The organism is Chryseobacterium endalhagicum (genome assembly GCF_016745235.1).
GTDB classification, from domain to species: domain Bacteria; phylum Bacteroidota; class Bacteroidia; order Flavobacteriales; family Weeksellaceae; genus Chryseobacterium; species Chryseobacterium endalhagicum.
Genome location: NZ_JAELVM010000002.1, coordinates 587569 through 612341, shown reverse-complemented (window position 1 = coordinate 612341; position 24773 = coordinate 587569). Strand labels below are relative to the sequence as shown.

The window sequence follows — 24773 nt, the reverse complement described above, 5'->3', positions numbered from 1 at the left end:
AATATATAAAATAAGGTGTGATGGCCGAAATATCAGTAATGGCTTTATACGATCAGATTATTGACAATCACGGTGAATTTTTGGAGAGTCTTCGTCACAGGTTTCTGGATGGAGAAAGAAAAACTGCTCTTCAAAAGTTCGAAAACTTAGGTTTTCCGACTAAAAAAGACGAAGAATATAAATATACCAGCATCAAAGAGATCACAGAGAAAAACTATAATTTTTTCCCTAAAGAAAGTCATAATATCACCAAAGAACAGCTGGATCAGCTTCATTTGGGCGAAGAAAATTTTGACTGGATCGTTTTTGTAAATGGCCAGCTTCATAAAGAGCTTTCAAAAGTTTCTATCGAGAATGTAGAATTCCTTTCTTTCAACTATGCGTTGAATGATGAGAAACACAGAGAAGTATTTGAAAAATATTTCAATACTATTGCTTCTCAGGAAACGGCTTTTACCAACCTGAACCTTGCTTACTGCAAATACGGGTTCTTTTTGAAGGTTCCAAAAAATGTAGTGATCGAAAAACCGATCCACGTTTTTTATATTTCTCAGAATCAGGAAGAAAATACATTCTACAATACCAGAAACCTGCTGATTGTAGAAGAGGGAGCTAAAGTAGAGGTGATAGAGAGCCACCACAATTTCGACAGTACGTATGTGCTTACGAATTCTGTGACGGAAATCTTCACTTATCCCAATGCGAAAGCAGACTGGCACAAGCTTCAGAATGACAACAATACGTCGTACCTTATCGACAGTACTTTTGCAAGACAGGAAAAAGACAGCTTAACCACTGTAAATACGTTCTCTTTCGGTGGAAAACTGATAAGAAACAACCTGGATTTCATTCATAACGGAAGCAATATCAATTCATTTATGAACGGAATCACAATCATTGGAAAAGATCAGCTGGTGGATCACCATACGGCTGTTCACCACAATTTCCCGAACTGTGAAAGCTACCAGAATTACAAAGGTATTTTCGATGGTAATGCTCACGGAGTATTCAACGGAAAGGTTTTTGTGAATAAAATTGCTCAGAAAACCAATGCTTATCAGCAGAATAACAATGTATTGCTAAGTGAAGGGGCTACTATTGACACCAAACCTCAGTTGGAGATCTTTGCAGATGATGTAAAATGTTCTCACGGCTGTACAGTAGGCCAATTGAATGAAGATGCCCTGTTCTATTTAAGAGCAAGAGGAATTTCCAAAAAAGAAGCTCAGGCATTACTTTTATATGCTTTTGCTAACGATGCAATGCAAAACATTGACATAGAACCGCTTAAAGAAAAAATCTCTAAACTTTTAGCTGAAAAGCTTCAGGTGGATATAGAATTTTAAGACTAATATAAATTGATACCCAAAAAAGCACTTCTTCCTGAAGTGCTTTTTTATTGGAATAGAAGTCCGAAGATACAAGTTTGAGAGTCAGAGAGTTTTTGGGTTTGAGAATTGGGTTGCTGGTTCTAACCCCGAAACCCGCATCCCGAAGCTTTATAAGTTACTATAAAGTTGGTAATAACTTCCATCTTCCCTCCCCCATCTTTCAATCCTCTAATTACTTCAGCCAGGACTGGTTCTCTTTTTTATCAGAACGTTTCTTCCCGTTATCAATATTGTAAGCGAATCCAACTCCCAGAGTCTGTTTAAGCTGTGTCTTTTGAATCTGATTGTGATCGTACATCAGATCCAAAGTGATATTCGTTGAAATAAATTTATTGATCTTCATATTAAGAATTCCGCTGTATCCAAGTACCAAATGATCCGGTTTATCAAGATAGTTTGAAAATACAGACGCCGTATTGGTCAGGTTGATGTTCTCCATAATCTTGATCTTGTATATTGCCGTTCCCAGGAAACCGAATTGGAACAGGGAAGAATCTCCATTGTTTTTCAATCCATAAGTTCCTGCCGTCTGAAGATCTTCATCCAGAACAAAAGTTACTCTGGCATTGGCCGGACGGAGCGTCACAGTAAGATTGTCATCCGGGCGGTAGGTAACCCCAACCCCAACATTAAGGTATCCCGGAGCCATAAAATTGGAAATCTTTTTCGCATCAGGATTATTACCATCTTCATAACCACCGGCGAACTGAGTCTGAAGCCCGATACCTCCTGAAAGATACCAGCTTTTTGCAAATTCACGCCCGTAATTTGTAGACAGATTGATCACATCCTGCGTTTTTCTGGTCCCGATTCCCTTTGTATTATTCTGTCCGTACCCCAGAATAATAATGTTTTCCCAAAGGTCTTTGCCTTTTTCATAGGTAAGATTGTAATTAACCCCGGCAAGCCAGCCCACATTATTGGCTCCACCACCGACCCAGTTTGAGAACGCCGCCTGATTGAGCATTAATGTGTTTTGTCCCTGAATAGACCATGCTTTTACCGTATCTGTAGCAGCAGCATCCGGTTTGGCTTCCTGAGCCATTGTGCTTATTCCACATGAGATGGAAAGGGCAAATAAAAGTTTTTTCATAAGTAAGGATTTTTCGTAACAAAAATATACATATATTTTTTGGTAAAAAACTAATCACAGATTTATGATATATTAAAATTATTTCTTTTTGATTCAAATATTAAAGTTATTTTAAAAATTAAAAGAATAAAAACATATAATTGCGACCATATTATTTAAAATCATTATTCTAATTAATAAAAAAAAATCACTCCGCATGGAAGTGATTTTGTATTGATGTAAAGCGTGTTATCTATTTTTTGATCCACCACTGGCTGTCTTTCCGGTCAGATCGTTTTACCCCGTTATTCAGAAGGTAAGCAAAACCTATCCCAAGGGTCTGCTTCAGCTGGGTTTTCTGAATCTGATTATGATCATAAAGCAGATCCAGCGTGATATTGGATGAGATAAATTTATTGACTTTAAAGTTCAGAACTGCTCCATATGCAAGAACAAGTCTTTCCGGATGATCCAGATAATTGGAGAATACGGAAGCGGTATTGGTAATATTAACATTCTCCATTAATTTCACCTTATACATGGCCGTTCCCAGGAAACCAAACTGTAAGAGTGAAGTGTCGCCGTCATTTTTCAAACCGTAATTTCCGGCAAGCTGAAGATCTTTATCCAGAACAAAAGTCCATCGTCCGTTGGTAGGCCGCATGGTTACTGTAAGATTATCATTAGGCCTGTACGTAATACCCATACCGAGGTTGAGATAGCCGGGAGCCATAAAATTGGAGATTTTTTTCGCAGCAGGGTTATTCCCGTCTTCATATCCGGCAGCAAACTGAGACTGTATTCCGGCTCCCAGGGAGAAATACCAGCTTTTGGAAAATTTACGCCCGTAATTGGTGGAAACATTGATTACATCCTGTGTTTTCCTTACGCCCAGACCTTTGGTATCATTCTGCCCGTAATCCAGGACAATAATATTTTCCCAGAGATCATTATCTTTTTCATAGGTAAGATTGTAATTAATCCCGGCAAGCCAGCCTACGTTGTTTGCTCCACCGCCTACCCAGTTAGAAAAGGCAGCCTGATTAATCATTAAAGTATTTTTTCCCAGTACGGACCAGTATTTTACAGTATCTACGACTACTGAATCTTTTTTCAATTCTTCCTGTGCACTTGCATAAATCCCTATAGAAAGGGAAAGAATCAATAAAAACTTCTTCATTATTTTACATGATTTTCATTACAAAAATATTAATATAATTTTTTTAAACCCCATGATTGGATGATAAAAAACCTTAAATCATCAAAATGATCTTCAATAAGCCAAAAACAAGCCACTTTAATACATTCAGTGTCAAAATCTTAAGCAAGGCATTATAAAATTGAAACCTTTTGTCCTAAAATAATTGCCCCTTCTATGAATTCATCGACAAATTTTCCGAAATTTATCATTGGCTTTTGATTTGACGTACCCTCCACATGTTTAAAAATATAATTTCCAAAAGAGCTGTTATCACCCCATTGCTGATGCTTTCCGCGATGTGGCTGGGGTTCTTACTGCAGACGATGGGCTTTTTTCAAAGCTGTTTCGGGGCCATTATTCCTCTTTTACCGGAAGGCCTGCTCGGCATTGTTACTTCTCCCCTTCTGCATGGAAATATGGATCATATCATTAGCAATTCCATTCCGGTAGCCGTTCTGCTGTTCCTTTTATATCAGTTCTACCCTTTGGTTGCCAATAAAGTTTTTATAATCGGCTGGCTGGCGACTGGTTTGCTGCTTTGGATGCTTCCACCCATTGATATTCTCACCGGCGATTATACCTATACCTGCACGATCGGGGCCAGCGGAATCGTGTACGTTCTTGCCTTCTTCCTGTTCTTCAGCGGAGTTTTTAAATGGAATATGAAGCTTCTCACAATATCACTGCTTGTTGTTTTATATTATGGAAGCTTGATCTGGGGAATGTTCCCGGAAGAGCTGTTCTATAATCTTCAGGAACCGAGCAAAATCTCATGGCAGGCTCACCTTTCGGGGGCTGTAGTAGGAAGTATTATTGCTTTCGCCTTTAAAAATGTAGGAGAAAGAAAAAAAAAGTACATCTGGGAATTTCCCAACTACTACAGCGAAAAAGACGATAAACTATGGCAGGAATATAAAGAAAACCACCCTGATGACTTCCTGGAACTTCCCTACAAAAAAAGAGATGACATCTGGGACCGTCTGGATGAGTTGAGGAGGAAATAAAGCAGGAGGTTTTAAAGGTGCGGGATGCGCGTTTCGGGGTTAGAACCAGCAACTGTCAACCAGCAACCAAACTCTAAACTCAAGCTTCCAAACCTTATTCAACTTGGATTATTTTATTACATTTGAAAAAAAACACAAATGATCCCGGAAGAATACCTCTATGCCATTGCCCTGCGCGAATGCAGCCTGATTGGCGACATTAATTTTCATAAACTCGTACGAACCTTCGGAAGTGCTGAAGAAGCCTGGAAAAGAGCAAAAAAAGAATATAGCAAAGCGGAAGGCATCGGCAGAAAAACAGTGGCGGACATCGGAAATGATGAATATCTGAAATTTGCAGAAAAGGAAATCAGGTTTTGTGAAAAGAACCATATCCGGATCAATCTCAGACATTTAAAGGAAATTCCGTCTCTGCTGAATGAATGTGATGATGCTCCGGCCATTCTTTATCAAAAAGGCAATTTTGACGATTCTTTACCAAAAATAAGTATTGTAGGCACCCGGAATATGACTTCTTACGGCAAGCAGTTCATTGGAGATTTCTTTGAATCCTCAAAGTCTTCCAAATTCATATCTGTCAGCGGATTAGCTCTTGGAGTAGATAAGGAAGTTCACGAACAGTCTATTCATCATAAGATACCAACCGCAGCCGTCCTTGCTCATGGATTTCACACGCTCTATCCTTCCAAAAACAAAAAACTGTCGGAAAAAATACTGGAGGAAGGTGGCGCATTGTTTACAGAATTCAATTCTTCCCGGAAACCGGACCGCGAAAATTTCATCCAGAGAAACAGGATTATTGCCGGAATATCTCCTTCAACCATTGTGGTGGAAACCGGATTTGGAGGCGGATCTGTAAGTACCGCATCATTTGCCAATGACTATAACCGTGAGGTTTTTGCGCTGCCCGGAAAGATCACCGATCCATACAGCCAGGGCTGTAACCAGCTGATTTTCCAAAACAAAGCATCTTCCGTTTCTACCGTAAAAGATCTTATAGATTCACTGGGATTTAATCATTCAAAAGAGAAAGCGGCAGAGCTGTTTCCTTACAGTGAAACAAACCTGCAACTTACTGAAAATCAAGAAATAATTTATCTTGCCATCAAGGCTCATCCTCAGGTGTCTCTGGATGATCTGGCACAGATTATTTCAACCGCTTCCTACAAAATTCTTCCGGTAATTTTGGAATTGGAGCTTTTAGGGAAAGTAAAATCATTTTCCGGGAGGCAATTTACCGCAATTTAAGAATTAACGATTTCTTAATATTGCATCAATTGAGAGCTAACTTTTAATTTTTAACAAAAATTGATCATAAATTATCAATTTAATAATATTTCGAAACATTATTATTTAATTTTTAGCAATGTTGAAATAGAGTATTGTGAATCTTGAAAAAAAAATTAAATTTGTTGACAATAATATTCAACCCTAATATATGGAACAATATAATATTGACCAGAAAATCCAGGAGTTTATTGCCAAGATTGAAGCAAAAAATCCTAATGAACCAGAATTTTTACAAGCCGTAAAAGAAGTAGCTGTGACTGTAATTCCGTTTATTATGACCAAAAAGGAATATACAGGAATGAAGCTTCTAGAGAGAATGGCTGAAGCTGAAAGAATCATTATCTTCAGAGTTCCATGGGTTGATGATAAAGGAGAGATACAGGTAAACAGAGGTTTCAGAATTCAAATGAACTCTGCAATCGGACCATACAAAGGAGGAATCCGTTTCCATCCTACTGTAAACCTTTCTGTTCTTAAATTCTTAGCTTTCGAGCAGGTATTTAAAAACTCATTAACGACTCTTCCGATGGGTGGAGGAAAAGGAGGTTCAGATTTCGATCCGCAAGGAAAATCTGATATGGAAGTAATGCGTTTCTGCCAGGCTTTCATGACTGAATTATGCAAGCATATCGGTCCTGAAACAGATGTACCTGCAGGAGACATTGGTGTAGGAGCCAGAGAAATCGGATATCTTTTCGGACAATACAAAAAAATCAGAAACGAATTTACCGGAGTACTTACAGGAAAAGGTCTTGCTTACGGAGGATCCCTGATCCGTCCTGAAGCTACAGGATACGGTGTGGTATACTTCGCAGAGCAGATGCTTAAGACAATCGGACAGGACTTTAAAGATAAAATCGTAACGGTTTCAGGTTTCGGAAACGTAGCCTGGGGAGTTATCAAAAAAGCAACTGAGCTTGGTGCTAAGGTTGTTACAGTATCCGGTCCTGATGGATATATCTACGACAAAGACGGAATCAGCGGTGAAAAGATCGATTACCTATTGGAATTGAGATCTTCAGGAAACAACAGAGCTGAGGATTATGCTAAAAAATATCCTTCTGCAGAATTCCACGCAGGAAAACGTCCTTGGAGTGTAAAATGTGATGTAGCATTCCCTTCAGCCACTCAAAATGAGCTGGATCTTGAAGATGCTAAAATCCTGGTTGAAAACGGATGTCTTTGTGTAACTGAGGCGGCTAATATGCCTTCTACACTGGATGCGATCAACTATTTCTTAGACAACAAAGTTCTATTCTCGCCTGGTAAAGCTTCCAACGCAGGAGGTGTTGCCACTTCAGGTCTTGAGATGACACAGAACTCTATCCGTCTTAACTGGACTTCTGAAGAGGTTGACGCAAGACTGAAAGAGATCATGATCGGAATCCACAAAGCTTGCAGAGACTACGGAAAAGATGAGGACGGCTATGTAAACTACGTGAAAGGAGCCAATATCGCCGGCTTCGTGAAAGTAGCAGAAGCAATGCTGGCTCAGGGAGTAGTATAAAGATAAACAAAGGTTGGGAGTACTCCCGACCTTTTTTGATACAGCCTGTTCCCGGGATAATGGGAAAAAAGTAAAAAGTGAAAGGAGAAAGCGCTGTCTGTGTACAGCGCTTTTTTATTTTTACAGGGTGAAGAAAGCCTTTAAAGATAGTCATGAATATTTTCACTTTAAGTATTCACCAATCTCTATATTCCGGTTTTCATTATTGGCATCCTCAATGCTTTTCAGAATCATTTTAATTTGAGTTTTGTTGATGACATGATTGTTAAAAAACACATACTCAATAGTCTTTGTATTTCTGATATCATTCAATGGATTCTTAGCAAGCAGCACCAAATCTGAATGATACCCTGTTTTGATCTTCCCTGTCTTACTTTTCATCCATAGACCAGGCTCCACTGTAGCAGAATAAATGGCCTGTGAATTGGTCATTCCGGATTTAGATAAAGACTCCAGTTCATTATGAAGAGAAAACCCGGGAACAGCCGTGGCAACATTAGCATCTGTTCCGGCCATAACAGGGACATGATGATCTACCAATGCTTTGGTCATGATATGAATCGCTTCCACATAGGTCTTCCAGAATGTCAGCGATAATTTTTTTGCTTCAGGAGTGTCTTTTCCATCATATTCATACCCATTTTTACCGGGTAACCACCCCATTTTATACAATCCCGTTCCTTCAATAATTTTAGGATTAGCATATTTCAAATCTATTTCTTTAAGTTTAGACTTTAAGTCAAACCGCTGGGCTAAAAAGCTTTCACATAACCAAACGGTTGAAGTAACATTTACCTTATTTTCTTTTAGTTTCTTAGCGATCTGATGTGACCGTATTTTCAGAAAACGGAGATATTCTGCGGGATTTTTAGAAATTGATTTTCCGAATTCATCAATTGTCTTAACGGTTATTTCTTCAATATGAGCTACTTCTTTCTGGCCTGAAGGAAAAAAGGCGTCCAAATTAACCATCGGTATATGCCCAATAACCGGTATATTATTTTCATCAGCAATTTGTATTGTTGTTTCAAACATTTCCGGATTGACAAAACCGTACATCTTAATAGCATCATACCCCTGTTTTTTTATTTTCTTTATGGCTTGGTACGCAGCCTTTTTATTGGAATAATTGACGGAATGCCTTGTCCAGCCATAATAATAACCCGCTACCCCAGCCTCACTAAATATGGGTGGCGAAGCGACAAACATCCTCGGTCCCAAGCCGCTTTTCCGGATTGCTTTCCGCCATTCTAAGATCACCGGCTGCCCGGCCATTTCCCTGATGTAGGTAACCCCATTAGCCAGATATAAAAACAAGTCATTCTTACTTTCTTTTACATGAACATGACTGTCTACAAGCCCCGGAATAAGATACTTCCCTGTACCATCAATAATGGAAGCTCCCTTATTCACCGGTTGATTGGTGCCTAGCTGAAGAATGATCCCATCCTTAATGAGGACATCCTGATTGTTCATAAAATGGGTGCAGTCTTCTGAAAGGACATTGACATTTCTTATCTGTACCAATGGTGATGGCTTAATAAGTGAAGAAAGATCAATAACCCGGGTAGATTTACCCAGGACTTTATTGAGTTCATGATCTGCCCATAAAAAACCACAGATAACGATACCCAAACCGATTAGAGATGACCATAAGATTCTCCTGATCCAAAGCTTTTTCATATACTATTTATTCTTATCTGGAAGGCAAAATAAAAACAAAAACACCTTTCAACAAGGTGATATGAAGGGTTAGGTATGAAATACGCGGTTTTAGGTACGGAAATTACAGGGATAACAAATGTTCTCTGTAATTTTTAGAAACAGGAAGCTCAATTTGAGTAAGAGAAATGGTGTCCGCATTTTTCCATGCTTTAAAATGAGACGGATTGATCAGATGTGAGCGATGGATTTGAACCAAAAAATCAAAATCATTCTGAATCTTTTTAAGCGTGCTCCGAATGAGCTTTACTTTTACTTCGTTTCCCTCTACAAAGAAAATCTCAACATAATTCTGAGAATTGGAAACACAGATCAGTTCATTTCTTTTAATTTTTAAAATATCCAGTTTATTTTCTCCTCTGATAATGATGGTGTCATCTTGCGCAGGAATTAAGGACACAGCATAGATCCTTGCCAAAACAATGATGGGGGTAGAAATCAAAGCTGATTTAAGAATGATAATCTCTAAAAACTGAAAAAAAACATATCCTCCATTCAAGGCCGGGCTTTTATAAAAAGCATAAGTCACAATCCAAAAAAGGAATTGAAAAGAAACAATACTCAATAATTCAAATCCGATGTTCCATTTTCCCAGTTTCCTGTAAACCCATTTCTGCAGGAAAGCAATGACTCCATAACACAGCAATGCAATGACGCTAAATCCAATACTGATAATGATCCATACCTTAAAACTAATGGTTCCATCGTCAAACGGTCTTATAAAAAAAGCAAAAATAAAAAGCCATATACTAAGGAAAACGCCTATTAGTAAATTATACTTAAGAGAAGGGTTTAGTCTTTTCATTGAATAAATCAGCTTAGTCCCAGTGATCCGGACATATATTTACATCCGAAATATACGTAAATAATATACTGATTGGTACTTCAATTAATGAGTCAAAAAAAATCCTGAAACTTTCGTTCCAGGACTCCCTTTCTGCTTTGTTCAATATTTACTTAGATGACTTTGCCTTTTTCTTAGCCTTTTTTTCTGCTTTAGTAGCATCAGAAGGCTTTGTAGCGTCTGTAGTCCCCGGATCCACAGTTGTTGTTGATTCAACATTCGTGGCCGGCGTGGCTGTAGTGCTTACAGTCGCTGTTGTAGTTGTGGAGGTGTTCTGTTTCTGAGCCTCTGCAGGAGTACTTGTCTGTGTATTCTGCTGCTGGGTTGGAGTGGTCGTGTTACTAGGAGTTTCGGCTGGTTTCTGGGTTTGCGTCTGTGCCTGAGCAGAGACTGCAATCACGCCGACTAAAGTAAACGCGGCAGTTAAGATTAACTTTTTCATAATGCAATATTTTTAAATGGTTGTTTAAATTAAACGACAGCCTTTTTAATAAATTATGCGTAAAAGTCTTATTTAACGTACTTTATAATTATTTAAGAAATTTTACCAGCTTTGATTTATCTGGAAATATTCTTCATCATCTTTTCTACAAATTCATAAGCGGCGGGGCAAATCACGGTATTTTTCAGCATGAGATGATTGATCTGATAGATCTTTTTGCGGTCCGTATGCGGATATTCACGGCATGCTTTAGGCCGGACTTCATAAATAGAACAGGTATTGTCATTGTTGAGAAAAAAACAGGGAAGATTCTGCAGTACCTTATCATTGTCTTCGTCCACTCTTAAAAATTTCGCTTCAAAATCGGCCTGCTTCATCCGCAGGTGCTTCGAAATACGTTCAATATCTTTTTCGGTGTATAAAGGTCCGGTGGTTTTACAGCAATTGGCGCACTGGAGGCAGTCTACTTCCTCGAAAACTTCATCGTGGGTTTCCTGAACGACATAATCGAGGTTTTTGGGCGGCTTCTTTTTTAATCCGTCCAGAAATTTTTTATGTTCCTTCTGCTTTTGTAAAGCCTGCTTTTTATAAAGATCTAAATTCATTTATTGATGATTTCCGGTCTTAACCGGAAGCTCTGCTTTTTGATATTCATTAATTTTATCCAGATCCAAAACGGTGGTAAGATCTTGCTGATCAGGATAATACATCGGGACAAATCTAGCCCCGTAAACAATTTCCGAGGAGACATAGGACGACCTCTGCACCACCGTATTGGAAAATACTTCATCAAATGCCCGGATCTGGACAATAATCTCAATATCCGTATTTTTAAAATCATCTTCAGAAAAACCATAAAACGGTGAATCTTCTTTGATCTCATGAACAACCGTCCAGTTCAGTGCCAGGGTATTGATCTTATTTAAATGGGTTTTTAAAGAATAAAAATTACTTTTCGGCACTCCGTTTTCAATCACTTCAATAGCTGTTGAAACAATCACCTCCGCATCTGTAAGTGCATTATTTTTAAAGGGAGCCAGCCTGAACATCAAAGCCCTTGATTCTTTGAACGGAGCAATTACCGCAATATCAGAGAACCTTAAATATGCCCTCGGCCTTGAGAATCTTCCGTAAAAAAGTCCTGTTGCAATGGCAAAGGTAAGCAATCCAAGAAAAGCTTCAAAAGTAGCTACAAGACTTGCTAAAAACCCTACAGGAGCAATTCTGCCGTAACCCACCGTGGTAAAGGTCTGGGAGCTGAAGAAAAACACGTCAATAAATTCGTTCAGAGGGTCACTTTTATCAATTCCGGTAAGATGTTCCACCCCGATCAGATAGTAAACCAGCGCAAATACCAGATTGACAAGAATATAGGCAACTACCAGATAAGACAGGAAACGGAAGGTTGACAGATTCAGCATCGTGTGATACCAGCTCAACCTGTTGAATACATTTACCCCTTTCCGCTTGACATTCGGAAGGCCGTCCCTATTGATGAATCTTCCGGAAGCATTACTCCCGAATCCGCTGTTCTCCGTGTTTTTCTGACGAATCTTCTGTCTGAAGCCTCTAGCCATTGTTTATAGTATTGATTTTAATCCGTAAGCCAATTCACTTTTGCTTTCCCTCTGCAAAGATAAAATATTGTTTTCATGAAATTTATCAAAAGCTTTTGATAAAGTCTGGTTAAAAAAATATAAAATAAATCTTTAGTCTGAGTTGATTTTCTGAACAGCTTTTCATTTTGAGTGACAATTATAACCCTCTAAAAACAATCCATCTCATTATTATTCATGAGATGGATTCTTTATTTTTAAATTATAGGATTATTTAACTATAAATTTAACCTGAGTTCGGGTTACATAATTTATTTACTTAACCAAAAATTTGTTTTATAATATCTTAGCAGGTAATCGTAGATAATCATTTCAAATACTCTTTGGTTGGAAACGAAAAGCCTGTTGATATTCAGATGGAAAATACTTTGGAAAAATATTCTCAGAGGCATTCCCAGAGATTGGTTTTTGTTGTGGTGTTGAATATTTTCTAATACAGCCCGGTCTTTTTCAATGTTTAAAATAATAAATTCTCTTTCATTTACGTATTCATCGGAGAAATTAAAATTCAGAAATTGAGGTTTCCATTCCCGGTATTTTTTATCAAGCTGGCTGTTAAGAGCTTTATCCGCATTAAATTCAGCTTTAAAGTCTTCGTTGAAATCTTTGATCCAGTCCAGTTTTTCCTGAATATCCATTCCTAGTGTTGTTAAGTAGGTATCGATCAGAAAAAGGCTGATAATGATTTTTTGTTCATCGTCAAAATGAAGGCACTGCAAAGAAAGCTCACTGTTGCTATGAAATAATTTTTCAGCATCTTCCATTGTATTTTCTCCATAACGCTCGATTTCTCTTGTATAGGTATCGTGTACTATTAATGAAATCTCGCCACTTTCCAGATAATCCTGTAAAGCTTCGTTGATCAGTTCAGTCACGCAATTACAGTCTTTGACGCTGTGGAGTCTGAATCTTAACCGGATGTGAGGTTTCGGATCCAGATACCGGATAAAGAACCATTCTGAAATCAGTTTTCTATCCTGAAGAGCTTCGGTGAGAGAAGTTATGGCTTCCTCCAGAATAATATCAGCCGTTTTTATGCCGGTATATATTTTCAGATACAGCCATTCAGTGCCGGGAATAAATTTTCTCTTCATCATGCTCCCGGTTTTTTTAAGGCTTCAGCTTTATACAGCGAAAAGATGAATTCCTGCTTATGATCATGAGTTTCGTGGTATAAAAACTCCTCCACAGCCAATGATTTTTCACTTTTGACAATCTGTATGAACATTTGAGCCATATCATAATTGTCCAGATGCAGAGCCAGCGTATTGTCAAAGTGCGCCCACTGTATCCATGCCGGTATTTTCATTTGGGTTCTCCATTTTGTTAATTCAGCTAAAAAATGATTTTTATCCGAAATTATAGGAAGCAGATGCAAAATATCCTTGTCCGTTATTTTCCATCTGGCCTTTGCAAGGATGATATTCCCGTATTCCACTCTTGGCAAAAACCGGTAGATGTCCTCCAGCCCGCCCCAATCAAAGTAAAGCCCGGTCCTGACATTCTGAGAATACAGATCAGATAAAAAATGGTAGACAGGAAGCGTCTCAAAAGCATAATTATGGGCATTGGTGAGATAAGGTTTTACTTCTTTATTCAACCTTTTGGAGCGCAAAACAATTTGATCATTTTTCAGCGAAATATACAGGTCATCCACTGAAATCTGCTGGTCCGCAGGTAGATCAGACTGCGCTAAGTACGGAATTTCATACTCCCGTAATGATGGTCTCCGGATGATATTGCCTATTCTGGCTTCCGGCAGGTGAATGATTTCCGCAAGAATCGAGTCGGAATTCAGCTCATTTTCCTTGTGGGCAATAGCTTTTGCTAAATTCCGAATCCCGGATTTTTCCGAATGAAATCTTCCCAAAAAATTAGCAGCACTGCATGTGGTACTGCTGTTGATAAATAATTTTTCCCGATGATCTTCTGAAATTATTTCTGTTAAAAAAGATTGAGTATCTGGCAGATCATCCCAGTTTTCCTCAAAGGAGTCAAAATCCTGATCAGATAATTCAATTTTTTCATGCTGAAACACTAAGGCATCCTGCAGCTTTTCGTTCAGAATAGTAAGAACGGAATTAAAATGAATGCTGCGGTTTTGCTTTTTGGAAGAGGCGGGAAGTTTCAGGTCATTCAAATAAGGATGAAGACCTTTTGCAGAAACACCCTGTCTGTATCCTATTCCTACTTCTGCGTCCAGAACATACAGGAGAGGCACTTCCTCTGCCTCAAACCGTTCGGAAAATGCCTGTTTGAATTTTTGAAAGGTAGTTTCCGTTTGAGGTAATGTGATTTTATTTAAAAAACAGATCCCTTTTTTCAGTTCCTTTTTCCAGTGTGGGGAAAGGAAGAACTCATTTTTAGAATAGAGATCCGTCTGAAAAAGAAACTTCCTGTCGTACACCGTATCAAAGGATCTGATTAGATCTTCCGTTTCAGCATAAAGAGTGGCTGGATTTCCGATATGGAGATCCAGTTTCTCCAGCTTATCTTTAATGTTCTTCAGAATAGTGGCAGCATCGCCGGCATGTATTTTTGTTAAAGCTGAAATTAACAGATCCATAAAATCGCCCCCCGATACATTCGGTTCCAGCTGGCTTACCAGTAATTGATTATCAACAAGTTCTTCAATAAATTCTGCCGCTTCCTCTCCGCTTATTTCTTCATTAATCAGGATCTGTGCAATCTCGTGTATGGTTTTTCCGGATCGGGAAAATTTCAGGACCTGCTGCAGTTCTTCTGAAAGCGGAGCGGATGATATGATATAATCTCTTTTCCCCTGAGTATATTGATATTCTATATAACGGATCTTGTTCCCGATTTTATACATACTGTTATTAGGATAAAACAGCAGCTGGTCTCTTATTTCCCTGGTTTTTACAAAATGCTGAGCGAGGGAAACCAGAAAATGCATATCCAGTTTGGTGTCTCTCAACCAATCCCCTGATAATGAAGCTGAGGAAATGTTTTCCTTACCCAATGAATCTGGTGATGCTGAAAATTTACCCTGGCCAACACCGGAGAACAATCCGAACGGAGTACTGCGTGTACTTATACGGCAAAAATATTTCAGCAGGGTATTTCTTAGTTTCTGTTCTTCTTTTGCATCGTATGGATGTTCTGTGCTGAGCCATTTCACCAGCTCTCCATGCAGGAAAGGAGAAGCCAGATAAATAGCTTCCTGAAAAACAGGATCGGCATATATTTTTTTTAATGTGATTTCCGGAATCTCATCTTTTCCCATATATGTACGGAAATCCGTACATGAAAACAAAGGGGTACGAACTACAAATTCGTCAAAAAAAAGATAAGGAAAATGGGACATTTACTTTTTTGTATTTTGTTTTGGCTGATAATCCGGGTGGCCCAGCTGCCACAAAGCGAAGGCAAACATATCTCCTATGTTGGCATAGCGGTGTGCTGCAGGAACATTCCCTGCATGGCCTCCTTCATAATCTATTTTTAACATCACCGGAAGGCCTGAAGTGCTGGCAGCCGATAATGCAGCCGCAAATTTCACAGGTTCCCACACGGTAACTCTCTGGTCATTGATTCCGCCTGTAATAAAAGTAGCGGGATATTTTACTCCTTTTTCCAGATGATGGTAAGAATCCATTTCCAGAAGAGCTTTAAATTCTTTAGGGTCCTTTACTGTCCCGAATTCTTTAGGCTGTGCATTGGGAGTGGTTTCATCTCTCAGAGGGTTCATAACCCCTACTTCCGCGACTACAACTTTAAAAAGATCCGGTCTTTCGGTCATGGCTCTTCCTACAGTAATTCCTCCTGCGCTGGCTCCCCAAAGTGCTACTTTATCTTTTGATGTATATTTTTCATTAATTAAGAACTCTGTACAGTCTATCAGGTCTTTCCAGGTATTGGGCTTGGTTTCCTTATAGCCTGCCAGTCGCCATTTTTCACCTTTTTCCGAACCTCCTCTTACGTGTGCTACTGCTACCATTCCTCCCTGACTGATCCATAACAGATATTTTTTCGCAAAGAAAGGATTAATGGAATATCCGTAGGACCCGTAGCTGTCTATCATAGTGAGATTTTTACCGTCTTTTTTAATGTTCTTATTATAGATCAGGGAAACGGGAATCTCTTCACCATCTCTTGATTTTACGGTAACCTCTTTCACAACAATATTCTTGAACTCAGGATATTCTGTACCCGGTGTAAGATCTTCCGGTTTAAAAGTATTGGTTTTCAGATCATACCTGAATCTTTGGTTATCATTCGCCCAACCGGAACAAATCACCCAGATATCAGCAAAGTTCTGCCCTTTGGATTGCAGAGCTACACTTCCGGATGAGTAAGGAAGTTGAATTTCCGTATCCTTTCCGTTATTCAGTAAATGTAATTTGGCTTCCACCCCGTTTTTGGTTGTGGTATAATAGATACCGTCTTTGGTAATTCTATAGCTTTTAATGATCTCATCCTTTTTTTCAGGGATCAGAACTTCCGGATTTTTGAACCGGGGGTCGCTGATACTGGTTTTACAAAGACTGTTAAGAGAAGAATTATAGCTCGATAAAAAGAAGACATCATTGTTGGACTCTTCTAATGATTTGGTTTTATCTTCCGGATCTGAAAAAGGTTTCCAGTTCTTTTTCCCGCTTAAAAGATCTTTTTTAGAGATGATGTATGTTTTTCTGTACGTATTGTAATCTACCAGCATACCGATGTAGTATCGGTCATCTTTATCAAAATCCAGGATCATGGGAAACATATCTTCTGTGATGTTCAGATCCGGATTGTTTTTGGAAGAGAAAAGATCAGTTATATTTTTAGGATCAGTCCCGATTTTATATAAAACGGTTCTTGTATTTTTATAAAAATCGAGTGATTTAGAGTCTGTAGTACTGTAGTGGAGATAGATAAATCCACTGTTGTCATCCAGCCACTTGATTCCTCCTGCACTTACAGGTTCAATCTGAGTGATAATTTCCGGATGAATGTATTTTTTATCAACATCCATAATGATGGCTTCTGCCAGTTCCTGCCCTTTCTCTGCTAATGAGATGGCTACTTTACTGCCATCCCAGCTTGGATTCAGGTAATTAATGACAAATTCATGATTTTTTTCCGACTTCTTATATTGGGAAGGGTCGTAAAGCAATTCTTCTTTTCCTGAGATTCCTTTACGATAGTATAGTTTTGCAACTTTTTCGTTGCTGTTCTTTTTTAAATAAAAATATTTACCATTATCTGTTATTTTCATATTGGATATGGAGTATCCCTGCCTCTGATCAAATTCAAGCATTTTTGCTGAAAAATAATTTCTTTTGGGAATCAGATCCAGCGCGGCATTGGTATAGTCCGTCTGAGTTTTCATCCAGTTGAGGGTTTGAGGGTCTTCCAGATTTTCCAGATTTCTGTATTCATCCACAATCTTGGTTCCGAAATAGTCATCTGTAGAAGGCTTAGACGGAGCAGGGTTGTTTTTTTGGGCATATAGAGAAGCAGAAAAAGAACAAATAATGATAAATATTGAATACTTCATAAAATAGTAACGTTATTTTACAAAGGTATGTCTTAAAGGAGTAGGAAGAGGCTCGTCATCTCCACAATTTATACCCGCACCATAGTGGTAGCTGTCTCCTCCGTTGATCATTCTCATATCGTTAATTTTCATGATTTGCACTTTTTTTAACGATAGTTTTTTCTCTTGTTTGTCTTGTTTTTTCATTAGAAATTTATTTTTAGTAATCTGTTAGCAAATAAAAGAATATTTTTTAAACCAACCATCTCTGTATAGTATAGATTTATAAATTCATGATGTTTTTAAATTTTGTAATTAATTTATTTTCAATTAATTGCGCACCTTGTTTGTTTTTTTTTCAATCCTGGTTTTTTGAATAAGAAATATGTAAATTTGCATAAAACTACTACTGTGATGAGACTGATATTTACTCTTTTATTGCTTTCAGCAAATTTTTTTTGCGCTCAGAAACAATTAACCGACTCTTTGAAACGATTCGGCTATGCTGAGCTGAAAAAGAAGTTTAATGATTATGATGAAAATGGTAAAATCCAGGAGTCTAAGATCATTGCAAAATATTATTTACAGAAAGCAAAGCTTGAACGAAATAATCTTCAGATGGCAGAAGGATATATTCTGGTCCATTTTAATGAAGATTTTCCGCAGGCCATGAAGTATATAGACAGTGTTTTTATTGTTACGAAAAATGCTGAGGAAAGCACCTATGAAGCTATTGCTTACAGGATGAAAGGGAATTTGTACTATAAAAATGATAACCTCAAAGCAGCTCTGGACAACTATATTATAAGCTTAAAACATGCCCAGAAGCAAAAAGATCAGAAACTTATTGCCTATGCCAATCTTAATATTGCGTATATCAACAGCCATATCGGGCGCAATGTGGAAGCAGCCAAGATGTTCAGACACTATTATGATTCCAAAGAACTTTCCGAAAGCGAGCACAATCAGACACGTATCAACCTGATTAACTGCTATATAGAAAGTGATCATCTTGATTCTGTAAATGTGCTGATTAAAGAAGGACTGGACTATTCTGCGAAGAGCCATAACAAGTATAGCGTTAATCAGTATTTATATCTGTCAGGATTTTCTTATTTAAAACAGAAAAAATACGAAGAGGCCATTAAAGAGTTTTCAAAATCTTATGATTATTTCTCCAGCATTGAGGATAATAATGCCAACTATGTCCTTTACAGCCTGGGGAAGTCTTATGAAGGGCTGAATGATAAAAAGAAAACAGTAGAATATTTCACTAAACTGGATACCAATGTAGAGAAAACCAATATTACATTCCCGGATCTGAGGGATGTATATACCTTTCTTATTGATTATTATAAGGAGAATAATGATACACAGAAACAGCTTTATTATATAGACCGGTTCTTAAAGGTGGATAAAAAGCTTGATGAGCAGTTTAAATACCTGTCTACGGAACTTCCTAAGAAATATGACACTCCCAATCTTCTGCGGGAAAAAGAGAATATTATTAATGATCTGAATAATAATAAAACAGGTCTTTACGCCTCTATCAGTGTACTTATATTAATTCTTATCCTATTTATTTACCTGTACTATAAATCCAAGAAAACCGAGAAGGAGTATAGAAAAATAGCTCAGGATTTAATTCATTCCATTGAAAAAAAGCACATGGAATCATCTGAAAATCAGAAACATGAAATCGTCAGGGAAGAAATTCTGCCACAGATAGAGGAAGAAGAGGAAGAGATGGAGGAAGCAGAAGAAATAGAGGAGATTTTGGTTGAAATGAAGGACAGATCCGGGAATAGTTTATCTGAAGACGTTACAAAATCTATTCTGAAAGACCTGAATACATTCGAATCCAAGGGACATTTCCTTAAAAAAGGCATTACGCTGGCCAGTCTGGCAAAAACCATAAAGACCAATACGGCCTATTTATCTGAAGTAATTAATACCCAACAGGGAAAAAACTTCACTACTTATCTGAATGATCTGCGTATAGACTATGTTTCAGAGAGGTTATTGGAGGACAAAAAGCTCAGATCTTATAAACTTCCTGCCATTGCAGATGAATTAGGCTATAATAATGTCCAGGCTTTTTCGGCTGCATTCAAAAAAAAGACAGGTACAACGCCTTCAATTTACATCAAAGAGATCGAAAACGCAATCGCATCTTAATTTTCGCATTTATTACACAATTCATTGTAATTCAACATTTTAAAATTTAAAGATTTATAAATCCATAGCGTGAATTTATAAATCCTGTCATCAATTGTTTTTTTTGAGTTCGATTCTTATCTAAGTTTGTCTCAGAGAAACACACAAATATTTTTTCTTTTCCAAATCGAAACAACACGGAAACTTAAAAATATAAAATGCAACTCAGCATAGGTGATCCCTAAACTGTAAAAATCAATACAGTTGTTCCGGAAAATTTGAAAACCTCCTTTAATGATAAATGTTCTTTTTCAGGAAAATATCAAATGACCAATCACCCGGTGTAAGTAAAAGATGTCTAATTTTAAAATATCTACGTATGATCAGAGATCTATTAATGAATTGTAGAGAAGGCAATAAAAAAGAAATCAAAAAATTTATTGCTTCAGCGGAAAGCCTGGATAAAGGTAACTGCTTAAATGCTTCATTTAATGCTGTAGCCAATGCGTACAGAGCGAAGACCGTAATCAGTCCGCTGAAAAAGATACAGTATCTGGCCACTTTCAATAAAGAGATCATGTCTGCAGTAGAAAGTGCAGATGCAGAAAACAGATATGAAGCAGTATTTCTGAGATACCTTATCGAAAGTAATATTCCAAAGGGACTGGGTTTTTCCCAAAATATCCTTCACGACAGAAAAGAACTGGAAGAGCAGGCTGTAACGCTTGAACAGAAACCTTTCAGCAGCGAGTATAAGCAGTTTATTACTAACGTACTACAAAAACTGGGGTGATGAGATCTCTGTGGAATGAAATTCATAACAGCCTGCTGACCCATTCAGGTTCCTGGATTCTTGATTTTAATAATAAGAAGATGTCGTATTCTGAAATATTATTGGAAGTTGAATCTTTGGAAAAGAATTTTTCAGAGACTGATTTTGAAGACAAGCTGTTTGTGATCGATTATCAGGGTAATACAGTAAATTTAATTATCCTTTATTTATTGATCCTGAAGAAAGGAGGCTGTGCGCTTCTGATTGAATGCACAAAAGAAAATCTGGAAGGAATTCCTTTCTTTTATGCAATCATTACACAGGATAATTCCTGCATACCCTTTGATTTTGAGCATGACATACACAAAAGTCCATACGGGAATATATTAATAAGGAATGATTATATGGACCAGCCGCTTAAAAATACCTCTGTGGTATTGTCAAGCTCCGGAACCACAAAGATCAGAAAATATATTATGCATTCTTCGGACAGTATATTGCAGAATATCAGATCGAATGTGAATTCTTTGGGAATAAACAGCGGCCACACCAGTATTGTATGTCTTCCGTTGTATTATTCATATGCTTTGGTAGCGCAGTTCCTTTCGCATCTGCTGTCAGGAGGAAACCTCATTCTGTCCTCTTACAAATTTATTGCACTGAATTTGGTTTCGTATATCGAAAAATACAATGTGACCAATTTTTTTATTACGCCAACACTTCTGAGGACTTTACTGGCCTACAATGTGAAGCTTGGCAATGCAGGAAAAACTTTGGAATTTATAAGTATAGGAGGAGGTTATGTAGGAAAAACATGTTTTCTGAAATTTACAGGACATTTTCCTGTTCCTTCCTACTACAAAACTTATGGGACATCAGAAGCAGGGCCAAGAGTGGCTACCTATAAGATAAGCTATTCGGAAAAAGAAGATTTTGAACCGAATTATCTGGGCGTTCCTCTGGAAAATATCTCCCTGGAAAAAGAGGCTTTTGTTACCACATACCATCAGAAGGATATTTACAGTCTTACCATCAATACCCCTTCGGTATTTAACGGGTATCTGAATGGTAACGAATATACCGGAGACCTGAGCAAAGTACTGACCTCAGATCTGGTATACATAGAAAACGATAAATTTTATATCATCGGAAGGAACTCGGATTACTTTAGTCCGTTTAAGATTTGGGATTTTGAAATACAGGATTTGTTCTTTAATAACATTCCAAGCCTTCTTAAAGTGAATACGGCGATGAAAAATGACCGGCTGTCCATTAATTTGGTGGTGAATTCCAAAAGAGAATTTCCCAATACCGATTTCAGCTCCATTTTATCACCCCGTATGGATTCCGGAATGCTGAGCAATATTGAAGTAATGCTGCACAATGAAAGTCATCAGTTTACCAAATGATATTCACCTCTTATATACGTATGCAGACGAAACAAAAAATGGGGTTGCAGAGGATTTAGCGAATTCTTTTTTCGGAAAGAAAATCATTATTGAAAAAGGAAGAAACGGAGAACCTTTTATTAAAGACTCGGAATATTATATAAGTATTTCCCATTCCCGTCACCTGGTGATCTGTGCCGTTTCCCGGAAACCAATAGGGATAGACATTGAATGGAAAAGAGAAATCAGTGAGAAGTGTTACCCTTTTATAAACAGACTTTATGCCCATATCATACCGGTGTATAATGTGAATGACTGGGTAAAGCTGGAAGCATTGGTAAAATTGTTACAACTGAAACTGAGCACCGCTTACCAAAGTGAGATAGACATCGGATCGGTGTATTTTGAAGAGATAAATATTGATGATGAGTATGCCTGTGCAGTTTGTCATAAAAAATAAAAACATAAAAAATTAATACCATTATATATATGAAAAATTTTCCTTCGCCTTCGCAACTATTGCCGCATAGGCCGCCCATGCTGCTGGTAGAAAAAATAGTTGAGTTTGAACCCAATACCCATCTGATTTCAGAGGCATTTTTCAAAGAAGACAGCTATTTTTTTAAAGGACATTTTGAAGGAAACCCGATAACTCCGGGAGTTATACTGGTAGAAACAATGTTTCAGACTTGTGGATTATTTATTCGCCTTAATCTTGAATATTCAAAAGTTCCGGGTGCCATTCTTGGTAGAGCTATAAAAATTAAAAACACAACATTTAACCATGAAGTGTACCCGGAACAAAGATTAAGGATCTCCGCAAAGTTAAAGACCATCATTATGGGTTTTTACACCTTTGAATGTGAAGTGATTTTAGAAGATAAAGTAGTCTGCCTGGCAGAGTTAGTTTTAAAATAATAGAATTTTGGAAAAGAGAATCGTTATTACAGGTTGGGGAGCCGTTACTCCAAAAGGATTGGAGAACCAGGATTTTGCAGACAGCATATCCAATAAGGCTTTCTCATTTTCAGGTGGCCATTCCTGGACCACGTATGACATAGGAGATATTTATTTCGGACAGATCCCGACGATAGATATCAGTAAATATCTGCCTATGAAGGCCCCGTTTCCTAATCAGCTTTCAAGTATTGCCATGAAAGCCTGCATCAATGCCCTGCACGATGCGGATTTATACGAAAGTGAACTGCTGGAAAATACAGGATTAATCATCACCAATACGCTGGGACCCAGTGCTGAGATCCAGAACTTTCTGACCACCCTTTTTACGAAGGGACCGGACAGGCTCAGCCCGTTTAATTTTTCTAAAGCAACATCCAACAGTGTTTTGGGAGACGTTTCAAGAGCATTTAAAATAAAAGGACCAAGTTCTTTCGTCTACGGAGAAGAAAGTGTGGTATACGGAATAGACCTCATCAGAAATGAACATTGCGATATTGTAGTATGCGGAGGCGTGGATGAGATTAAGGAGCTTACCCTTTTTAATCTCGAAAAGAAAAAGAAAGCAGTGGAAGCCAGCAGTGATTCTATGCAGGAAGACCTCATTAATGCAGACAATAAAAATATTTTCAGTGAATCCGCCGGATTTGTTGTGATAGAAACACTGGAATCCGCCCTGGCGAGAAATGCCAAAATATATGGTGAAATACTGGATTATCAATCTTATATGGACTCTACCTCCTCGTATACCATTTTCGAAAGAGATGCGGAACAGCTTGAGTTCAATATAGAGAAAATATTGCAGGACAACGAGATCAAAGAAGAAGCCTCCATTAATATACAGGGTACATCGTGTCTCCCGTGGCAAATAAAAAAATATGAATTTATGGCATTAAAACCGCTTCCTTACAAATTCAATTACAGCAATATCAAATTGCTTTTGGGAGAAGGAATGTCAGGTTTCAGCAACCTGAATGTTATCGCTCCGTTTGTTACCGAACCTTACAGACCGTTGGAATATGTAAGTGTAGAAGATATTCCCAATAATATTTCACTGGGGGTATCTCCGGACCACGAGAGCAGCTTTACACTGGTCCACAACTATTCATTAGGCGGAAATAATACAGTTTTACTATTAAAAAAATACCAATGACAGCAAAAAAAGTACTGATATCTGGCGGATCCAGAGGAATAGGAAAAAGCATAGCCCTGAAATTTGCTCAGGAAGGATGTGAGGTGTTATTTACCTATAAGAACAGTGACAAAGAAGCCCTTGAGCTCGTAGACCATATTAATGAGAACTACAGCTGCCCACCAGCCAAAAGCTACAAGTGTGATATGGCAGATGCAGCAGATGTTAAAAGACTTTTTAAAGAGAACAAAGAAGAATTTTCTTCTGTATCAGCCTTAATCAATAACGTAGGCGGCCACGGAAAACTGAAACCTTTTATGTTCTGCAGCAATGATTATTTCCAGGAAATACTGGGCATGAATCTGATGTCAGTAGTAAACGCAGTGAGGGAAGTACTGCCCATATTTATCCGCAACAAAGGAGGGCGTATTGTAAACATCACTTCTATTGCAGGAACAAAAGGCAACCCGGGACATTCACCTTATGCGGCCTCGAAAGGCGCCATCATAGGTTTCTCGAAATCCATTGTAAAAGAAGTGGGAAGCATGGGAATTATTGTGAACTCTGTGGCACCGGGCTTCGTAAGTACGGAAAGCACAGATGATGTTCCGGAAAAATACCTGAAGATGAGAATAGACAACAGCATCTATAAAAGAATGGGAATGCCGGAAGAAATTGCGGATGTTACCTACTATCTGGGAAGTTCTTCTCCGGAATACCTTACCGGGCAGGAAATCATTGTAGACGGCGGTATTACAGGATAAAATTAAGACGGGTAAGTAATCTATTTATT

At 38.0% G+C, this 24773-nt stretch carries 21 protein-coding genes; 11 read left to right on the top strand and 10 right to left on the bottom strand.

Features of this window, described 5'->3' with window-relative positions; genetic code table 11:
• Positions 1-38 precede the first annotated feature (38 nt).
• Positions 39-1346 (top strand): Fe-S cluster assembly protein SufD, encoded by a 1308-nt coding sequence (gene sufD, locus JET18_RS13125; RefSeq protein ID WP_202092570.1) that lies wholly within the window; start codon positions 39-41, stop codon positions 1344-1346.
• Between the two features lie 217 nt (positions 1347-1563).
• Here the strand turns inward: sufD and JET18_RS13120 are convergent, their stop codons facing one another.
• Both JET18_RS13120 and JET18_RS13115 read right to left on the bottom strand, forming a co-directional pair.
• Complete coding sequence (locus JET18_RS13120) at positions 1564-2484, bottom strand: DUF3078 domain-containing protein (protein WP_202091734.1); 921 nt, start codon at positions 2482-2484, stop codon at positions 1564-1566.
• 232 nt (positions 2485-2716) lie between these two features.
• On the bottom strand, positions 2717-3643 hold the full coding sequence (locus JET18_RS13115) for a DUF3078 domain-containing protein (protein WP_202091733.1): 927 nt from the start codon (positions 3641-3643) through the stop codon (positions 2717-2719).
• A gap of 257 nt (positions 3644-3900) precedes the next feature.
• Between JET18_RS13115 and JET18_RS13110 the strand changes: the two genes are divergently transcribed.
• The 3 genes from JET18_RS13110 to gdhA all read left to right on the top strand — a co-directional run bounded on the left by JET18_RS13110 (position 3901) and on the right by gdhA (position 7465).
• Positions 3901-4668, top strand: a complete 768-nt coding sequence (locus tag JET18_RS13110; RefSeq protein WP_202091731.1) for a rhomboid family intramembrane serine protease — start codon at positions 3901-3903, stop codon at positions 4666-4668.
• Between the two features lie 138 nt (positions 4669-4806).
• Complete coding sequence (gene dprA, locus JET18_RS13105) at positions 4807-5916, top strand: DNA-processing protein DprA (RefSeq protein WP_202091729.1); 1110 nt, start codon at positions 4807-4809, stop codon at positions 5914-5916.
• Between the two features lie 190 nt (positions 5917-6106).
• Complete coding sequence (gdhA, locus tag JET18_RS13100) at positions 6107-7465, top strand: NADP-specific glutamate dehydrogenase (RefSeq protein ID WP_202091727.1); 1359 nt, start codon at positions 6107-6109, stop codon at positions 7463-7465.
• A gap of 162 nt (positions 7466-7627) precedes the next feature.
• Here the strand turns inward: gdhA and JET18_RS13095 are convergent, their stop codons facing one another.
• The 8 genes from JET18_RS13095 to JET18_RS13060 all read right to left on the bottom strand — a co-directional run bounded on the left by JET18_RS13095 (position 7628) and on the right by JET18_RS13060 (position 17595).
• Positions 7628-9148 carry an amidohydrolase family protein gene (locus JET18_RS13095; RefSeq protein WP_202091725.1) on the bottom strand — a complete coding sequence of 507 codons (1521 nt, stop codon included), beginning with the start codon at positions 9146-9148 and terminating at the stop codon, positions 7628-7630.
• 103 nt (positions 9149-9251) lie between these two features.
• A complete protein-coding gene (locus tag JET18_RS13090; protein ID WP_202091723.1) occupies positions 9252-9992 on the bottom strand; it encodes a LytTR family DNA-binding domain-containing protein in 741 nt (246 codons plus the stop codon).
• Between the two features lie 148 nt (positions 9993-10140).
• Positions 10141-10473, bottom strand: coding sequence for a hypothetical protein (locus JET18_RS13085; RefSeq protein WP_202091721.1), 333 nt, complete (start codon positions 10471-10473; stop codon positions 10141-10143).
• A 116-nt stretch (positions 10474-10589) separates the two neighbouring features.
• The gene (locus tag JET18_RS13080; protein WP_202091719.1) at positions 10590-11078 is read right to left on the bottom strand and encodes a YkgJ family cysteine cluster protein; all 489 of its coding nucleotides are present in this window, start codon (positions 11076-11078) and stop codon (positions 10590-10592) included.
• Positions 11079-12050 carry an ion channel gene (locus tag JET18_RS13075; RefSeq protein ID WP_202091717.1) on the bottom strand — a complete coding sequence of 324 codons (972 nt, stop codon included), beginning with the start codon at positions 12048-12050 and terminating at the stop codon, positions 11079-11081.
• A gap of 290 nt (positions 12051-12340) precedes the next feature.
• Positions 12341-13186 carry a thiopeptide-type bacteriocin biosynthesis protein gene (locus JET18_RS13070; protein WP_202091715.1) on the bottom strand — a complete coding sequence of 282 codons (846 nt, stop codon included), beginning with the start codon at positions 13184-13186 and terminating at the stop codon, positions 12341-12343.
• Positions 13183-15417 (bottom strand): lantibiotic dehydratase family protein, encoded by a 2235-nt coding sequence (locus JET18_RS13065; protein WP_202091712.1) that lies wholly within the window; start codon positions 15415-15417, stop codon positions 13183-13185. The genes JET18_RS13070 and JET18_RS13065 overlap by 4 nt, the downstream gene beginning before the upstream one ends.
• On the bottom strand, positions 15418-17595 hold the full coding sequence (locus tag JET18_RS13060; protein ID WP_202091710.1) for a prolyl oligopeptidase family serine peptidase: 2178 nt from the start codon (positions 17593-17595) through the stop codon (positions 15418-15420). It lies immediately after the preceding gene.
• 465 nt (positions 17596-18060) lie between these two features.
• Here JET18_RS13060 and JET18_RS13055 point away from each other — a divergent pair, with 465 nt between their 5' ends.
• The 7 genes from JET18_RS13055 to JET18_RS13025 all read left to right on the top strand — a co-directional run bounded on the left by JET18_RS13055 (position 18061) and on the right by JET18_RS13025 (position 24744).
• Positions 18061-19752: an AraC family transcriptional regulator gene (locus JET18_RS13055; protein WP_202091708.1), complete on the top strand. Its 1692-nt coding sequence runs from the start codon at positions 18061-18063 to the stop codon at positions 19750-19752.
• Between the two features lie 358 nt (positions 19753-20110).
• Positions 20111-20524, top strand: a complete 414-nt coding sequence (locus JET18_RS13050) for a hypothetical protein (RefSeq protein ID WP_202091706.1) — start codon at positions 20111-20113, stop codon at positions 20522-20524.
• Positions 20524-21912 carry an AMP-binding protein gene (locus JET18_RS13045; RefSeq protein WP_202091704.1) on the top strand — a complete coding sequence of 463 codons (1389 nt, stop codon included), beginning with the start codon at positions 20524-20526 and terminating at the stop codon, positions 21910-21912. Before JET18_RS13050 ends, JET18_RS13045 begins: the two co-directional genes overlap by 1 nt.
• Positions 21887-22351 carry a 4'-phosphopantetheinyl transferase family protein gene (locus tag JET18_RS13040; protein WP_202091702.1) on the top strand — a complete coding sequence of 155 codons (465 nt, stop codon included), beginning with the start codon at positions 21887-21889 and terminating at the stop codon, positions 22349-22351. Before JET18_RS13045 ends, JET18_RS13040 begins: the two co-directional genes overlap by 26 nt.
• Before the next feature lie 29 nt (positions 22352-22380).
• Positions 22381-22809: a 3-hydroxyacyl-ACP dehydratase FabZ family protein gene (locus JET18_RS13035; RefSeq protein ID WP_083997320.1), complete on the top strand. Its 429-nt coding sequence runs from the start codon at positions 22381-22383 to the stop codon at positions 22807-22809.
• 7 nt (positions 22810-22816) lie between these two features.
• Entirely contained in the window at positions 22817-24001 is a 1185-nt protein-coding gene (locus JET18_RS13030) for a beta-ketoacyl synthase N-terminal-like domain-containing protein (protein ID WP_202091700.1), read from the top strand.
• Positions 23998-24744: an SDR family NAD(P)-dependent oxidoreductase gene (locus tag JET18_RS13025; RefSeq protein ID WP_202091698.1), complete on the top strand. Its 747-nt coding sequence runs from the start codon at positions 23998-24000 to the stop codon at positions 24742-24744. The genes JET18_RS13030 and JET18_RS13025 overlap by 4 nt, the downstream gene beginning before the upstream one ends.
• Positions 24745-24773: the final 29 nt, after the last annotated feature.

Bases quoted from the DNA above. Each gene is read 5' to 3' on its own strand.
- sufD (WP_202092570.1), top strand. From the start codon at position 39: ATGGCTTTATACGATCAGATTATTGACAATCACGGTGAATTTTTGGAG.
- JET18_RS13120 (WP_202091734.1), bottom strand. From the start codon at position 2,484: ATGAAAAAACTTTTATTTGCCCTTTCCATCTCATGTGGAATAAGCACA.
- JET18_RS13115 (WP_202091733.1), bottom strand. From the start codon at position 3,643: ATGAAGAAGTTTTTATTGATTCTTTCCCTTTCTATAGGGATTTATGCA.
- JET18_RS13110 (WP_202091731.1), top strand. From the start codon at position 3,901: ATGTTTAAAAATATAATTTCCAAAAGAGCTGTTATCACCCCATTGCTG.
- dprA (WP_202091729.1), top strand. From the start codon at position 4,807: ATGATCCCGGAAGAATACCTCTATGCCATTGCCCTGCGCGAATGCAGC.
- gdhA (WP_202091727.1), top strand. From the start codon at position 6,107: ATGGAACAATATAATATTGACCAGAAAATCCAGGAGTTTATTGCCAAG.
- JET18_RS13095 (WP_202091725.1), bottom strand. From the start codon at position 9,148: ATGAAAAAGCTTTGGATCAGGAGAATCTTATGGTCATCTCTAATCGGT.
- JET18_RS13090 (WP_202091723.1), bottom strand. From the start codon at position 9,992: ATGAAAAGACTAAACCCTTCTCTTAAGTATAATTTACTAATAGGCGTT.
- JET18_RS13085 (WP_202091721.1), bottom strand. From the start codon at position 10,473: ATGAAAAAGTTAATCTTAACTGCCGCGTTTACTTTAGTCGGCGTGATT.
- JET18_RS13080 (WP_202091719.1), bottom strand. From the start codon at position 11,078: ATGAATTTAGATCTTTATAAAAAGCAGGCTTTACAAAAGCAGAAGGAA.
- JET18_RS13075 (WP_202091717.1), bottom strand. From the start codon at position 12,050: ATGGCTAGAGGCTTCAGACAGAAGATTCGTCAGAAAAACACGGAGAAC.
- JET18_RS13070 (WP_202091715.1), bottom strand. From the start codon at position 13,186: ATGATGAAGAGAAAATTTATTCCCGGCACTGAATGGCTGTATCTGAAA.
- JET18_RS13065 (WP_202091712.1), bottom strand. From the start codon at position 15,417: ATGTCCCATTTTCCTTATCTTTTTTTTGACGAATTTGTAGTTCGTACC.
- JET18_RS13060 (WP_202091710.1), bottom strand. From the start codon at position 17,595: ATGAAGTATTCAATATTTATCATTATTTGTTCTTTTTCTGCTTCTCTA.
- JET18_RS13050 (WP_202091706.1), top strand. From the start codon at position 20,111: ATGATCAGAGATCTATTAATGAATTGTAGAGAAGGCAATAAAAAAGAA.
- JET18_RS13045 (WP_202091704.1), top strand. From the start codon at position 20,524: ATGAGATCTCTGTGGAATGAAATTCATAACAGCCTGCTGACCCATTCA.
- JET18_RS13040 (WP_202091702.1), top strand. From the start codon at position 21,887: ATGAAAGTCATCAGTTTACCAAATGATATTCACCTCTTATATACGTAT.
- JET18_RS13035 (WP_083997320.1), top strand. From the start codon at position 22,381: ATGAAAAATTTTCCTTCGCCTTCGCAACTATTGCCGCATAGGCCGCCC.
- JET18_RS13025 (WP_202091698.1), top strand. From the start codon at position 23,998: ATGACAGCAAAAAAAGTACTGATATCTGGCGGATCCAGAGGAATAGGA.